The organism is Micromonospora parathelypteridis, assembly GCF_014201145.1.
In the GTDB taxonomy this organism is placed as follows: domain Bacteria; phylum Actinomycetota; class Actinomycetes; order Mycobacteriales; family Micromonosporaceae; genus Micromonospora; species Micromonospora parathelypteridis.
Genome location: NZ_JACHDP010000001.1, coordinates 5,693,214 through 5,708,167, shown reverse-complemented (window position 1 = coordinate 5,708,167; position 14,954 = coordinate 5,693,214). Strand labels below are relative to the sequence as shown.

The 14,954-nt window shown below is 69.7% G+C and carries 9 protein-coding genes and 2 rRNA genes; 2 read left to right on the top strand and 9 right to left on the bottom strand.

All coding sequences use genetic code 11. The features are described 5' to 3' along the window. Nucleotides 1-57: 57 nt before the first annotated feature. The 5 genes from HNR20_RS25875 to HNR20_RS25855 form a co-directional block, all read right to left on the bottom strand. On the bottom strand, nt 58-3,783 hold the full coding sequence (locus HNR20_RS25875; RefSeq protein WP_184184841.1) for a S8 family peptidase: 3,726 nt from the start codon (nt 3,781-3,783) through the stop codon (nt 58-60). Nucleotides 3,784-3,941: 158 nt separating this feature from the next. Then, on the bottom strand, nt 3,942-4,826 hold the full coding sequence (locus HNR20_RS25870; RefSeq protein ID WP_110567918.1) for an NAD kinase: 885 nt from the start codon (nt 4,824-4,826) through the stop codon (nt 3,942-3,944). Nucleotides 4,827-4,935: 109 nt separating this feature from the next. Continuing rightward, on the bottom strand, nt 4,936-5,826 hold the full coding sequence (locus HNR20_RS25865) for a TlyA family RNA methyltransferase (RefSeq protein ID WP_184184838.1): 891 nt from the start codon (nt 5,824-5,826) through the stop codon (nt 4,936-4,938). A 38-nt stretch (nt 5,827-5,864) separates the two neighbouring features. Next, a complete protein-coding gene (locus HNR20_RS25860; RefSeq protein WP_184184835.1) occupies nt 5,865-6,137 on the bottom strand; it encodes a hypothetical protein in 273 nt (90 codons plus the stop codon). Then, a complete protein-coding gene (locus HNR20_RS25855) occupies nt 6,134-6,775 on the bottom strand; it encodes a phasin family protein (protein ID WP_184184832.1) in 642 nt (213 codons plus the stop codon). The genes HNR20_RS25860 and HNR20_RS25855 overlap by 4 nt, the downstream gene beginning before the upstream one ends. Before the next feature lie 111 nt (nt 6,776-6,886). Between HNR20_RS25855 and HNR20_RS25850 the strand changes: the two genes are divergently transcribed. Beyond that, entirely contained in the window at nt 6,887-7,225 is a 339-nt protein-coding gene (locus tag HNR20_RS25850; RefSeq protein WP_184184829.1) for an SCP2 sterol-binding domain-containing protein, read from the top strand. Nucleotides 7,226-7,250: 25 nt separating this feature from the next. On the opposite strand, the gene HNR20_RS25845 is transcribed toward HNR20_RS25850, so the two are convergent. Continuing rightward, entirely contained in the window at nt 7,251-8,282 is a 1,032-nt protein-coding gene (locus tag HNR20_RS25845; protein WP_184184826.1) for an HAD-IIA family hydrolase, read from the bottom strand. Beyond that, the gene (locus HNR20_RS25840; RefSeq protein WP_184184823.1) at nt 8,279-9,295 is read right to left on the bottom strand and encodes a tetratricopeptide repeat protein; all 1,017 of its coding nucleotides are present in this window, start codon (nt 9,293-9,295) and stop codon (nt 8,279-8,281) included. Before HNR20_RS25840 ends, HNR20_RS25845 begins: the two co-directional genes overlap by 4 nt. Between HNR20_RS25840 and HNR20_RS25835 the strand changes: the two genes are divergently transcribed. Then, nucleotides 9,230-11,206 (top strand): hypothetical protein, encoded by a 1,977-nt coding sequence (locus HNR20_RS25835; protein ID WP_184189400.1) that lies wholly within the window; start codon nt 9,230-9,232, stop codon nt 11,204-11,206. The two genes, HNR20_RS25840 and HNR20_RS25835, sit on opposite strands and share 66 nt — an antisense overlap. Nucleotides 11,207-11,296: 90 nt before the next feature. Here the strand turns inward: HNR20_RS25835 and rrf are convergent. Together rrf and HNR20_RS25825 are read right to left on the bottom strand one after the other, a co-directional pair. Further along, a 5S ribosomal RNA gene (rrf, locus tag HNR20_RS25830) occupies nt 11,297-11,413 on the bottom strand. Nucleotides 11,414-11,497: 84 nt separating this feature from the next. Further along, nucleotides 11,498-14,606 (bottom strand): 23S ribosomal RNA (locus HNR20_RS25825). Between the last annotated feature and the right edge of the window lie 348 nt (nt 14,607-14,954).

Genomic DNA, 14,954 nt, shown 5'->3' with positions numbered 1-14,954 from the left:
ACGACGGACCCTGTCCGGGCAGGGGCGGGACGGCTCAACCGCCCCGCCCCGCACAACTCAGCGCAGCCCGTACGCCTGGAGCACCGTCTGGTCGACGACGTTCCCCGCCCGGTCGGCGGCGCGCACCCGCAGCGACACCGTTCCACGCCCCGCCGGCACGGTCGCGGTGTACCAGGTGCCCGACCCCTTGGTCGGCGCGTTCCGCCAGGTGACGCCCCCGTCGAAGGAGACCTGCACCCGGACGCTGGTGCCGGTCGGCGCGGGCACCCCCACCGGCTGACGCAGCGTCACCCCCAGCTCGTGCGGCCGGTTGCCGCGCACCGTGCCGAGCAGGTCGGCCGGCACCCGGTAGTCGACCTGCAGCAGCGACAACGGCTTCGCGGCGTCGCCCGCCGGTCGCGCCGAGGTGAACTCCCAGGCCGTGTCGGTCCGGGTGGCGTAGCCCCACTCCGGCGAGGAACGCTTCGTGGTCAGGTCCAGCCGGTAGCGGGCCTGCCCCGCCGTGGTCGGCACCGGGGCCCACCCACCGGACAGGTCAGCGATCTGCTGCCCGTTGCGGCTGAGCCGCGCCTCGACGGTGTCCGACTCCTCGCTGCCGCCGGCCACGCTGTAGTGACCCTCGGCGTCGACGAACTCGGCCACCCGCAGGTCCAGCGTGTCCGCGGTACGCGTGGGCACCGGCGCCCCACCGCCAGCCGGCACGGCCGGCCGGATCACCGGGGCGTGCCAGCTCTCGGTGACCCGGTCGGCACCGGCGTAGCGCCGGGGCTGCTCGGTCAGGCCGCCGGTCAGCTGTCCCCAACTCATGAACATCACCTTGTGCAGGACCCGGTGCTGCCACCAGGAGTCCCCGGCGCTGACGAACTCCTGCCGGGTACTGCCGGCACGCACCAGCCGCTGGTTGTCGTTCCAGGAGGTCTCCTGCCACGGACGCCAACCGAAGCGCTGCTCGCTGGCCCACTCGCCGCCGACGCCCCCGTAGTGGCTGGTCGCCTCGGCGGTGTTCTGCGCGGTGACCTTGTGCGTGATCCGCTCCGGGACCCGACCCTTCGAGACCTGCCACACGTCGTACAGGTACGGGCTCTCCACGGTCAACGTCAGGTCCAACGTCGTACGGCCACGCTTGGCGGCCGCGATGACCTTCTGCCCGTCGTCGTACGCCACCGCCAACGCCGGGACGGGCAGCCGGTCGCCCAGCGGCGTCCACGACGTCCACGCGCTCTGGTCGGCCGGCCGGACGATGAGCACCGTCTTCGCGCCGGCCGCCGCGGCCGCGGCGATCTGCTCCTCCTCCGAGGCGTCCGGGCTGGTGGTGAGCAGCGCCGCGGCGCCACGCACCCGGGCAAGCTCCCCGGGGGTGCCGGTGCCGGCCCAGACCAGCGGCAGCTTCCGCCGGTCCGACGGCGCCGGCGAGTACCCCATCAGGTTGATGTCCAGCGGACCGGACACCCCGCTGATCTTCGCGTCCACCATCGGTGCGACCAACTGCCAACGCGACGAGAACTCGAACTCGCCCTTGCGCACCGGGCGGGTCGGCGTGACGTTGACCTGCTGGACGGTACTGAAGGTCATCACCCCATGGTCGATCTGCCGGCCGTTGCCGAAGACCCGGTGCTCGTAGAAGCTGATCGTCGCCCGCTGCTCGGAGGGCTTCGGCGTCTCGATCCGCACCGGAGTGCCCTTGCGCGGGTCGAGCACCACCGTGACGTCCCGGTCGACCACCAACTCCGGGTCGGTGACCAGGGTGAGCTGCTCGTCCAGCGGAGCGCCGTGCTCGATCAACGCCTCGACCAGGTACGGGCCCTCCTCGACCTGCAGTTGCACCTCACCGCCGACCCAGCCGAGCCAGTCGGACTCGGGCTGCTCACCGAAGAGGGTGAGCACCGACGCGAGACCCGGCTGCCCCTGCATGTCCAGCGCCCGCACGGTCACGGTGTGCAACGGACCACTGAGGGTCAGGGCGACCGCGGTACGCACCACGACACCGTCCGCGCCCGTCGCCACCAGCCACCCGCCGTGCAGACCCCGGTCCAACTTCGCCGGGTCCGCGCGCAGCGGCACGGCGACGCTGCCGCCGGCCGGCACGCTCACCTCGGCGTCGCCGACCGAGACACCGTCGGTCTCGACCGCGCGGGTGTCCAGGTTGCGCAGCTCCAGGGCCAGCCGCAGGGTCTGCGGGACCGCGGTGCCATTGGTGTACGTGACGGTCCGCTCGGCCGCAGCGCCACCGGTGCTGAGCCGGCCGAAGTCAGCGGTCCCGGACGAGTACACCCGCTGGCCGAGCGCCCGGGCCACATCGACCCGACCGCCGCCCTGCTCGAAGACGGTCAGCGCCGGGTTCGCCTTCGTGGTGCTCACCAGCGCGTCCTTGAGCCTGCCGGCGGTCCAGTCAGGGTGCTCCTGCGCGAGGATCGCCGCCGCCCGGGACACGTGCGGGGTGGCCATCGAGGTGCCGTTCGCGGTCGTGTACGCGTCGCCCACCGGCGTACCCATGCTGGTGCCGGCGGCCCGCGCCGCGATGATGCCGACGCCCGGCGCGGTGATCTCCGGCTTCAGGCCGTTGTCACCGAGGCGCGGGCCCCGACTGGAGAACGCCGCCAGATTGTCGTCGCGGTCCACCGCGCCCACGGTCAGCGCCGCCGCGGCCGCGCCGGGCGACCCGACGGTACGCGCCGCGCCCTCGTTGCCGGCCGCGACCACGAACAGCGCCCCGGTCTCGGCGGTCAGATCGTTGACGGCCTGACTCATCGGGTCGGTGCCATCGGTCGCGGAGCCACCGAGGCTCATGCTGACCACCTTCGCACCGGAGCGGGCAGCCCACTCCATCCCCGCGATGATGGACGAGTCGTAGCCCGACCCACTGTCGTCGAGCACCTTGCCGATCAGCAGCTGCGCGCCGGGCGCGACGCCCTTGCGCAGACCGCCGGACGCCGCGCCACTGCCGGCGATGGTGGACGCCACATGGGTGCCGTGGCCGTGCCCGTCGCGGGCACTGCCACTCTCGGAGAAGTCCCGCGCCTCGGCGATCCGACCGGCCAGGTCGGGGTGGGTCGCGTCGACACCGGTGTCCAGCACGGCCACCTTCACGCCGGTACCGTCCCGGCCGGCCGCCCAGGCCGTCGGAGCGCCGATCTGCGGCACGCTGTGCTCCAGCGCCGGGCGGACCTTCCCGTCCAACCAGATCCGGGCGACACCGGCGCCGAGCGTGGCCGACGCCCCGGCGGCGACACGCTGCCCCGGCGCGCCCCGCAGCGACGTCCACAGTCCACCGAGGTCACTCTTGCCGACCCGCACCGCCGCGCCGTTGATGCTCTCCAACGGCCGGGCGGCGGTGGCGCCGGCGAGCGGCCGGACCCGACCGGCCGCCGGCTCCTGATACCGCACGATCAGCGGCAACGCGCCCTGCGCGGCGTCGCCGTACCCGTCGGCGGCCAACTCCTGCACGTCGAACAGGTTCGGGTCGAGGACCCCCGTGGACAGGTACGGCATGACGTCGCTGGGCAGCACCCGCAACCCGCCGTCGACCTCCACGGTCTGGAAGGTGATCCGGTCCCGACCCGGGCCGGGCCGGACGCTGGCGGTGACCCGGCCGGGCGCGGCCTGCGCCAGCTCGACCTGGTCGCCGGTGATCAGGGTGATGCGGACGGGCGCGACGCCCGAAGCGGGCGTGCCCGAGTGCGGGTCGGTGGGCCGGGTGGGCGGGTCAGCGGACGCCGGTGCGGCGAGGCCGACCACCAACGCGCCGACCGCGCCGACGGCGAGCCAGCGGGGGGACCAGTGCATGCGATGCGCTCCTCTACTCCTCCAGGCCCGCCATCCGTAGATGAGGGCCGATCGGAGTCTGCGACGGAGCCCGTCGCCAGGTCACTAGTCGTCAGCCGCCGCAGCGGCGACATGTCGTCAGGTGGACAACTGACGTCCACCGACGGTGTGTGACACGGTCACCGGCGGCTGCCGCGCCACCCGTGCACGGGAAGGTCGAACTTGGCGACCAGCCGGTCGGTGAACGGGCGGGCCCGCAGCCGCACGATGCGCACCGGCAGCGCACCCCGACGCACCGTCACCCGAGCACCGGGTGGGAGGTCGTAGACCCGCCGCCCGTCGCAGGAGAGCACGGCCAGGGTGGTGAACGGGTCGACGGTGATCACGAAGGTCGACGTCGGGGCGGTGACCAGCGGGCGGCTGAACAACGCGTGCGCGCTGATCGGCACCAGCAGCAGCGCCTCCACCTCCGGCCAGACCACCGGACCGCCACCGGAGAACGCGTACGCGGTGGAGCCGGTCGGGGTGGCGCAGACGACACCGTCGCAGCCGTAACGGGACAGGGGCCGCCCGTCCACGTCGACGAGCAGCTCGAGCATCTGCGCCCGCTCGCCCTTCTCGATGCTGATCTCGTTCAGCGCCCACGACTCGATGGTGGGCCCACCGTCGAACTCGGCGGTGACGTCCAGGGTGAGCCGCTCGTGGACGGTGTAGTTGCGGCCGACGACGTCACGCACCGCCGTGTCCAGGTCGTCGATCTCCGCCTCGGCCAGGAAGCCCACCTTGCCGAGGTTGATGCCGAGCAGCGGCGCCTTCGCCGGTCGGGCCAGCTCGGCGGCGCGCAGGAAGGTGCCGTCCCCACCGAGCGCGAAGACGATCTCGGCGCCCTCGGCGGCCTGCGGGCCGGCGACCGGCACCACCCCGGGCAGATCGAGGTCGTCGGCCTCATCGGCGACCACCCGCACCTCGAAACCCGCGGCGATCAGGTCGGCGGCGACCGACCGGGCGTGCTCGGTGCTGCGCCGACGGCCCGTGTGGGTCACCAGCAGCGCGGTCCGGCTCATCGGGCCACCCGCCCGTCCGGGACCGGGCGGCGTGGCACCACCGTCACCGTCGCCCCCGCACGGCCGCGTGTCCCTCCACGGGCCATTGCGGCGCCCTCGCTACACGCGTTCACCCTGCGACCTCCTCCGCCGCCACGTCCGGCACGTCACCGGCCATGGTCGGGCCACCCGGCCCGTCACCGGTCATGGTCGGGCCCTCCGGCCCGGCCGCCACCACCGCCCGCACCCGCTCCGGGTCGGCCGCTGGTGCGCCCCGGCGCAACCATACGAAGAACTCCACGTTGCCGCTCGGCCCAGGCAGCGGGCTGGCCGCCACGTCGGCCAACCCCAGGCCGAGCTGCGCGGCCGCCGCCGCCACGTCCAGCACCGCCTCGGCACGCAGCTCCGGATCGCGGACCACACCACCGGAGCCCACCCGGTCCTTGCCGACCTCGAACTGCGGCTTCACCATCAACGCCAGGTCACCGTCGATGCGAGTGCAGGCAGCCAGCGCCGGCAGCACCAGCCGCAGCGAGATGAACGACAGATCGGCCACCGTCAGGTCGACCGGGCCACCGATGACGTCGACATCGAGCGTACGGACATTCGTGCGTTCCAGGACGCGGACCCGCTCGTCCGTACGCAGCGACCAGGCGAGCTGCCCGTAGCCCACGTCGACGGCCACCACCTCGGCGGCGTCGGCGCGCAGCAGCACGTCGGTGAAGCCACCGGTCGACGCGCCGGCGTCCAGGCAGCGCCGCCCGGCCACGCTCAGCCCACCGGGCCCGAACGCGGCCAGCGCGCCCGCGAGCTTGTGCCCGCCCCGGGAGACGTACTCCTCGGTCGGGTCCGCGCCGGTCACCAGCAGCGGATCGGCGGGATCGACCATCGCGGCGGCCTTGCGGGCGGTAACCCCGCGCAGCTTGACCCGGCCGGCCTCCACCAACGCGGCAGCCTGCTCCCGGGAGCGGGCCAGACCGCGGCGGACGAGTTCGGCGTCCAGCCGGTTACGACGTGCCATGGGTGGTTCTCCGGTCTGCTCAGGCCTGGTCGTCCCGCTCAGGTCTGGTCGATGGTGGCGAGGGTTTCCCGCAGCGTCTCGTAGGCCGCCTCGTACTGCGCGATCTGGTCGGCCGGCGCCAACGTCGCCGCGTTGGCCATGGCGTGCACGGCGGCGTCCACGGCCGGGTGCCGCGCCTCGTCGTCCCCGACGTCCGGCAGCGGCCCGGGCCGGGCACCGGCCGGAGGGCCGGGCCGGGCGGCGAACGACCCACCAGCCGGCGGGCCCGGCCGGGCTGGGAACGACCCACCGGGCGGACCGGGGCGGCTCATTCGGCGTCGTCCGGCCGCTGCTTGCGGACCGCCTTCTTGGCGGGCATGGCCGCCGGGGTCGGGGCCTCGTCGTCGGTCCGGCTGATCGTCGCCGGCGGCTTCTTCACGATGGCCTTCTTGGCGACCGCCTTCTTCGCCACGGCTTTCTTCGCGACGGCCTTCTTGGCCACCGGGGCACCCGCCGAACCATCGGACGACACCAGAGCATCGCCGGGCTGTGCGGCGGCGGTCGGGTCGGCCTGCTCCGTCGGGCCGACGGCCGGCGCGTGGGCCGGCTCGGCGGTGGTCGGCGCGTGGGCCGGCCCAGCGGCGGTCGACGCGCTCGCCGGCTCAGCGGCGCGTGCCTCGCGGAGCTGCCGTTCCAGGTCGTGCACCCGCCGGGTCAGCTCGGCCACCTCGTCGGCGGTGGCCAGACCGACCGCACCGAGAGCCCGGTCGACCTCGAAGCGGACCAGCTTGGTCAACGCCTCCCGGTTGGCGGCGCCGGTGGTCACCAGCTCCTCGCCGAGGGCCTGAAGTTGGGCGGCGGTCGCGCCGCCGGAGCCGACGAGACGACGTGCCACGTCCTGGGCCTTCTTCCGCGGCGCCTCCGCAAGGCCCATGGCCAGCTCGAGGTAGGCGCGCCACGCGTCCTGCATGCCTGAGTCCTTCCACGGGGCGAGGTGTGCAGGTGTCACGCTACCGGGCACCCCGGACTGTCCTGTGCGGTACGGTGCCGAGGACGGCGTGGCGATCAACGAGGGGGAGACGTGGCCAGCGTGGACGAGTGCCGGCAGGCATTGCAGGACCTGGCCGCCCGGCTTGATCACAACGCCGAGACGGTGCGCGAGCGGATCGACCTGGACCGGACGCTGGCCTGCCGCATCACCGACCTGGACACTGCCTTCCACGGCCGGATCACCGGCGGTCGGCTGGTCGAGTTGACCGACGGCGACGACCCCAAGGCCAAGATCGCGCTGAGCACGTCCAGCGATGACCTGCTCGCCCTGGTCCGCGGCGACTTGGACGTCACCGGAGCGGTGACCTCCCGCCGGGTGTCGATCAAGGCGAACCCGTTCGACCTGCTGAAGTTGCGCAAGCTGCTCTGACGAACGCCGGGTCAGTTGACCCGGCTCACGCGGCAGCAGCCAGACCGAAGCTCTCCAGAGCGTGGGCCGCGTCCGCGCCCATCGGGCGGATCTTCGGCAGCGCCGGCTCCGCCGCCGACCAGGCCGCCCCGCAGAGCGCGGCCAGCGCGTCCAACGGCCGACCCGACCCCGCCAGCTCGAGGATGCCGTCACGGTCGGTCACGGACCAGCCGCCAGCGTTCGCCGGGCCCGGGACACGCACGGCGGCAGCCGGGTCGAAGAGCCCCGCCAGGTCCCTCGCGACGTACGTGGGCCGCCGCTGCGGCCCGGCCGCCAACAGATCCGGTACGCCGCTGACACCGGTGAGCACGAGCAGACTGTCCAGTCCGGCACGGCGGGCACCCTCGATGTCGGTGTCCAGCCGGTCGCCCACCACCAGGCTCCCGCCACCACCACTGCGCCGAGCGGCGGTCTCGAACAGCGCCGGCTCCGGTTTGCCGACCACCACGTCAGGATCCCGCTCCAGCGCCGTACGCAGCACCGCCACCAGCGAACCGTTACCCGGCAACGGTCCCCGCCCGCTGGGCAGGGTCCGGTCGGTGTTGGTGGCGATCCAGAGCGCACCGGCCCGTACCGCGACCGACGCTTCGGCCAACTCGGCCCAGCCGACCTGCGGGCCGTACCCCTGCACCACCGCGGCCGGGTTCTCGTCGGCCTTGGTGACCGGGGTCAGGCCGACCGCGCGCAGTTCCGCGCGCAGCGCCTCCGCGCCGACCACCAGCACCGGCGCGCCAGCGGGCAGCCGGTCACGGAGCAGCTCGGCCGAGGCGGCGGCGGAGGTGAGCACCTCCTCCGGCCGGGCCGGCACACCCATCCCCGTCAGCAGGTCGGCGACCTCGCTGGACCGCCGGGACGCGTTGTTCGTGGCGTACGCCACCGCCCGCCCCTCGGCGTGCAGTCGGGCCACCGCCTCGACGGCGCCGGCGATCGGCCGGTCGATCAGGTAGATCACCCCGTCCAGGTCGAAGACGACCAGGGTGTACCCGTCGACCAGCCGATCCCCCGCGCCCGCGTTCACCGCTGCGTCGACCCCGACTCGTCGTCCCGGGCCGGCACGGTCCCGTCGGCGCTCACCGCGTCGCCGGACGTCACGCTGCTCTCCGCGCTGCTGTCCGCGTCCGCGTTGCCGCCCTGGTCCGCGTGACGATCCTCGTCCTCGTCGTCGAAGCCCTCGTCGTCGTTCGGACGGCCGACCGCGTCGTCCTCCTCGTCGTCGTCGAAGTCCTCGTCCTCGCGGTCTTCGTCGTCGTCTTCGTCGTCGTCGTCGTCGTCTTCGTCGTCTTCGTCGTCTTCGTCGTCTTCGCCGTCGTCGTCGTCGTCTTCGTCTTCGTCGTCGTCTTCGTCATCGGCGTCGTCTTCGTCGTCCGCCAAGTCAGCGTCCGGTCGAACCGGCACCGCGCCGGGTACGCCCGGGCCTGCGGCCATCTCCTCGGCGGCCTCGTCCTCGTCGTCACCCTCGATGACCACGCCGTCGAGTTCCAGCAGCCGCTCGGCGGCGTCGGTCTCGCCCTCGGTGTCCACGTCGGCGGCGCGGGAGAACCACTCGCGGGCCTCCTCGCGCCGGCCCACCGCCAGGAGTGCGTCGGCGTAGGCGTAACGCAGCCGGGCCGTCCACGGCACGGTGGCCTCACTGGTCAGGTCCGGGACCTGGAGCATCGCCACCGCGGCGTCCTTCTGCCCGAGGTCACCCCGGGCGCCGGCGGCGACGATCAGCAGCTCGATCGCGACGGCCTGATCCAGCTTGTCCCGGTCGGCGCCGCGGAACAGGTCGATGGCCCGCTCCGGCCGACCGAGAGCCCGCTCGCAGTCCGCGAGGACGGCCAGGTGACTCTGCAGCCCGCTCATCCGGTGGTACGTGCGCAGCTCGGCGATCGCCGTCTGCCACTCCCCCGCGTGGTACGCGGCCAGACCGACCGCCTCACGGACGGCGGAGATACGCGACGCGAGCCGCCGGGCGGCCAAAGCGTGCGCCAAGGCCTCGGCCGGGTCCTCGTCGATCAGCTGACCAGTCGCGACGAGGTGTCGCGCCACCGTCTCGGCGACGGGCTTGTTCAGCGAGAGCAGCTCAGCGCGAACGTCCTTGTCGAGATCGGTCGCGACGATGTCGTCCGGCAGCGCCGGGGCCGAGGTACGCCCGCCCCCGGACGACTCGGAGCCGCCAGCGCGGTCGTCGCGGCGGAACTCACCCTCGCGACGCGGCCGCTCGTCGGCCCGGAAACCACCCGCACGCTCGCCACCACGGAAGCCACCTTCACGGTCGCCGCCCCGGAAGCCACCCTCGCGGGGAGCACCCGAACGCGAGCCGTCGCGGTCACCACCGCGGAAACCACCCTCGCGGCGATCACCGCCACGGAAGCCACCCTCACGAGGCGCGCCACCCTCACGACGGTCACCGCCGCGGAAGCCACCCTCACGGTCACCACCACGGAAGCCACCCTCACGAGGCGCGCCACCCTCACGACGATCGCCGCCGCGGAAGCCACCCTCGCGGTCACCACCGCGGAAGCCACCCTCACGACGGTCCCCGCCACGGAAGCCGCCCTCACGGGGCGCGCCGCCGTCGCGCGGCCCGCTCGGCCGGGAGCCGTCACGGTCACCACCGCGGAAACCGCCCTCACGACGGTCGCCACCGCGGAAGCCACCCTCACGACGGTCGCCACCACGGAAGCCACCCTCGCGGTCACCACCACGGAAGCCACCCTCACGAGGCGCGCCGCCCTCACGACGGTCACCGCCACGGAAGCCACCCTCGCGGTCACCACCGCGGAAACCGCCTTCACGGCGGTCGCCGCCACGGAAGCCACCGTCGCGCGGAGCGCCCGAGCGCGAGCCGTCCCGGTCGCCGCCCCGGAAGCCGCCCTCGCGCGGAGCGCTGGACCGCGAGCCGTCCCGGTCGCCGCCCCGGAAGCCACCCTCGCGGCGGTCACCACCGCGGAAGCCACCCTCACGGTCGCCGCCCCGGAAGCCGCCCTCACGCGGTGCGCCAGGCCGAGATCCGTCGCGGAAGCCACCCTCACGGTCGCCGCCACGGTAGCCACCCTCACGGTCCCCACCACGGAAACCGCCCTCGCGGGACGGGCCGGAGCGAGAACGGTCGCCACCCTGATAACCGCCCTCACGACGATCGCCACCACGGAAGCCACCCTCACGGTCGCCACCGCGGAAGCCACCCTCACGACGGTCACCGCTGCGGAAGCCACCGTCGCGGGGCGCGCCCGAGCGCGAGCCGTCCCGGTCGCCGCCACGGAAACCGCCCTCACGCGGAGCGCCCGAGCGCGAACCATCACGCTCGCCGCCGCGGAAGCCACCCTCGCGGCGGTCACCGCCACGGAAACCGCCGTCGCGCGGAGCGCTGGACCGCGAGCCGTCCCGGTCGCCGCCACGGAAACCGCCCTCACGCGGAGCGCTGGACCGCGAACCATCACGATCGCCGCCGCGGAAGCCACCCTCGCGGCGGTCACCGCCACGGAAACCGCCCTCGCGGGGCGCGCCCGAGCGCGAACCATCCCGGTCGCCGCCACGGAAGCCACCCTCGCGCGGAGCGCTGGACCGCGAACCATCACGGTCGCCGCCACGGAAACCGCCCTCACGCGGAGCGCTGGACCGCGAACCGTCCCGGTCGCCGCCACGGAAACCGCCCTCACGCGGGGCGCCCGAACGCGAACCATCACGGTCACCGCCGCGGAAGCCACCCTCGCGGCGGTCGCCACCACGGTAGCCGCCCTCACGCGGAGCGCTGGACCGCGAGCTGTCCCGGTCACCACCACGGGAAGCAGAGTCACGGCCGCCTGCGTAGCCACCTCGGGCGCCGCCGCCGCTGTCGCGGTCTCCCCGGTACGGGGGCCGGTCTCGGTCTTCGCGGCGCGGGCCGCGGTCGCGTCCGCCCGCACCGTCAGTACGGTCTTCGTAACGACGGGGACGGTCTCCGCCCTGCGGTCCTGAACTCACAGGTACATCCTTCCTGATTGCGCCACCAATGGCGCTACGCAGTCGAGGGCCGACCCGGATGGGGCGGCCCTCGACTGGAAGATTGTCCGGCGGCGTCCTACTCTCCCACACCCTCACGAGTGCAGTACCATCGGCGCTGGAGGGCTTAGCTTCCGGGTTCGGAATGTAACCGGGCGTTTCCCCTCCGCCATGACCGCCGTAACTCTATCGACATATCAAACAACACCAACCATGTGGTCTGTTGTTCGTTTATCGAGAGTTGCACAGTGGACGCGTAGCAGCTTAGTAGTCAAGTCCTCGGCCTATTAGTACCGGTCAACTGAACCCGTTACCGGGCTTACATTTCCGGCCTATCAACCCAGTCGTCTAGCTGGGGGCCTTACCCCACAAAGTGGGTGGGATACCTCATCTTGAAGCAGGCTTCCCGCTTAGATGCTTTCAGCGGTTATCCCTTCCGAACGTAGCTAACCAGCCGTGCCCTTGGCAGGACAACTGGCACACCAGAGGTTCGTCCGTCCCGGTCCTCTCGTACTAGGGACAGCCCTTCTCAAGTATCCTACGCGCACGGCGGATAGGGACCGAACTGTCTCACGACGTTCTAAACCCAGCTCGCGTACCGCTTTAATGGGCGAACAGCCCAACCCTTGGGACCTGCTACAGCCCCAGGATGCGACGAGCCGACATCGAGGTGCCAAACCATCCCGTCGATATGGACTCTTGGGGAAGATCAGCCTGTTATCCCCGGGGTACCTTTTATCCGTTGAGCGACACCGCTTCCACTCGCAAGTGCCGGATCACTAGTCCCGACTTTCGTCCCTGCTCGACCTGTCAGTCTCACAGTCAAGCTCCCTTGTGTACTTGCACTCAACACCTGATTGCCAACCAGGCTGAGGGAACCTTTGGGCGCCTCCGTTACCTTTTAGGAGGCAACCGCCCCAGTTAAACTACCCACCAGACACTGTCCCTGAACCGGATAACGGTCCGAAGTTAGATACCCAAATCAACCAGAGTGGTATTTCAAGATTGCCTCCACCCATACTGGCGTATGGACTTCACCGGCTCCCACCTATCCTACACAAGCTAATTCGAGTACCAATGTCAAGCTATAGTAAAGGTCCCGGGGTCTTTCCGTCCTGCCGCGCGTAACGAGCATCTTTACTCGTACTGCAATTTCGCCGGGCCTGTGGTTGAGACAGTGGGGAAGTCGTTACGCCATTCGTGCAGGTCGGAACTTACCCGACAAGGAATTTCGCTACCTTAGGATGGTTATAGTTACCACCGCCGTTTACTGGCGCTTAAGTTCTCCGCTTCGCCCCGAAGAGCTAACAGGTCCCCTTAACGTTCCAGCACCGGGCAGGCGTCAGTCCATATACATCGAATTACTTCTTCGCATGGACCTGTGTTTTTAGTAAACAGTCGCTTCCCCCTGCTCTCTGCGGCCATACAACGCTCCACCCGCGCGGGGCTTCACGTCTCCGGCCCCCCTTCTCCCTAAGTTACGGGGGCAATTTGCCGAGTTCCTTAACCACAGTTCGCCCGATCGCCTCGGTATTCTCTACCTGACCACCTGTGTCGGTTTGGGGTACGGGCCGCTAAGAACTCGCTAGAGGCTTTTCTCGGCAGCATAGGATCACTGACTTCACCTGAATCGGCTCGGCATCACGTCTCAGCCTATATGTGTTGCGGATTTGCCTACAACACGGCCTACACGCTTACCCCGGCACAACCACCGGCCGGGCTCAGCTACCTTCCTGCGTCACCCCATCGCTTGACTACTACCCATCAGGTTCCCACGCTCCCCCTCCTCAACCCGAAGGTCTTGGAAGGTTTGGGTGGTTAGCACAACGAGGTTCATCAGGGACGCTCTTTCGCGGGTACGGGAATATCAACCCGTTGTCCATCGACTACGCCTCTCGGCCTCGCCTTAGGTCCCGACTCACCCAGGGCGGATTAGCCTGGCCCTGGAACCCTTGGTCATCCGGCGGAAGGGTTTCTCACCCTTCTTTCGCTACTCATGCCTGCATTCTCACTCGTGCCGCGTCCACAACTGGGTCACCCCGCTGCTTCACTCGCGGCACGACGCTCCCCTACCCATCCACACACCTGCACAAGGAATCAAGTCCAAGCGAGGATAAAATGTGAATGCCACAGCTTCGGCGGTGTGCTTGAGCCCCGCTACATTGTCGGCGCGGAACCACTTGACCAGTGAGCTATTACGCACTCTTTAAAGGGTGGCTGCTTCTAAGCCAACCTCCTGGTTGTCTATGCGACCCCACATCCTTTTCCACTTAGCACACGCTTAGGGGCCTTAGCTGGTGATCTGGGCTGTTTCCCTCTCGACTACGAAGCTTATCCCCCGCAGTCTCACTGCCGCGCTCTCACTTACCGGCATTCGGAGTTTGGCTGATTTCGGTAAGCTTGTGGGCCCCCTAGACCATCCAGTGCTCTACCTCCGGCAAGAAACACGCGACGCTGCACCTAAATGCATTTCGGGGAGAACCAGCTATCACGGAGTTTGATTGGCCTTTCACCCCTAACCACAGGTCATCCCCCAATTTTTCAACATTGGTGGGTTCGGCCCTCCACGCGGTCTTACCCGCGCTTCAGCCTGCCCATGGCTAGATCACTCCGCTTCGGGTCTAGGACACGCGACTGAATCGCCCTATTCAGACTCGCTTTCGCTACGGCTCCCCCACACGGGTTAACCTCGCCACATGCCACTAACTCGCAGGCTCATTCTTCAAAAGGCACGCCGTCACCCCGCAAGGCTCCGACGGATTGTAGGCGAACGGTTTCAGGTACTATTTCACTCCCCTCCCGGGGTACTTTTCACCATTCCCTCACGGTACTTGTCCGCTATCGGTCACCAGGAAGTATTTAGGCTTACCAGGTGGTCCTGGCAGATTCACGGCAGATTTCAGGGGTCCGCCGCTACTCGGGAACACCCACAGAAGGTCAGCAACTTTCACCTACCGGACTTTCACCGTCTACGGTCAGCCATTCCAGACTGTTCGACTAGCCACTAACTTTGTAACTTCTCGAACAAGTGTCAGCTTGTTCAGCAGGGTCCCACAACCCCAACCACGCAACCCCTGACAGGTATCACACGCAGCCGGTTTAGCCTCGATCCGCTTTCGCTCGCCACTACTCACGGAATCACTAAATTGTTTTCTCTTCCTGCGGGTACTGAGATGTTTCACTTCCCCGCGTTCCCTCCACACACCCTATGTGTTCAGGTGTGGGTGACACCACATGACTGGTGCCAGGTTTCCCCATTCGGACACCCTGGGATCACAGCTTGGTTGACAGCTCCCCCAGGCCTATCGCGGCCTCCCACGTCCTTCATCGGCTCCTGGTGCCAAGGCATTCACCGTTCGCCCTTGACAACTTGACCACAAAGATGCTCGCGTCCACTGTGCAATTCTCAACAAACGACCAACCCACAACCCGATCCGCCCCACACCAAACCCAGTCCTCAGACCAGCGGTATGTGGGGCCAGGCCATGCCTGGTAACCTCGCGAAGCGTTCACGCTCCACTCAAGGCTCTGAAACAACAACCCAGAGGTTGTTCTTTCAGGACCCAACAGGGTGCTTACATTCCTCCTCAGCCGCACCGGAAGCAACCGTTCCCACCACTCCGAAGAGTGGCTGTACTAGGCGATCCCGGCCGTTGCCGAGGAAAAACTTGCCAGTGTCTCCGCCATCTGAGCACCCCGACCCAACATTCGTGGGCCGCGGGCT

Coding starts and splice junctions, on each gene's coding strand:
- HNR20_RS25860 (WP_184184835.1), bottom strand. CDS start 6,137: ATGAGCCGCCCCGGTCCGCCCGGTGGGTCGTTCCCAGCCCGGCCGGGC.
- HNR20_RS25865 (WP_184184838.1), bottom strand. CDS start 5,826: ATGGCACGTCGTAACCGGCTGGACGCCGAACTCGTCCGCCGCGGTCTG.
- HNR20_RS25875 (WP_184184841.1), bottom strand. CDS start 3,783: ATGCACTGGTCCCCCCGCTGGCTCGCCGTCGGCGCGGTCGGCGCGTTG.
- HNR20_RS25855 (WP_184184832.1), bottom strand. CDS start 6,775: ATGCAGGACGCGTGGCGCGCCTACCTCGAGCTGGCCATGGGCCTTGCG.
- HNR20_RS25870 (WP_110567918.1), bottom strand. CDS start 4,826: ATGAGCCGGACCGCGCTGCTGGTGACCCACACGGGCCGTCGGCGCAGC.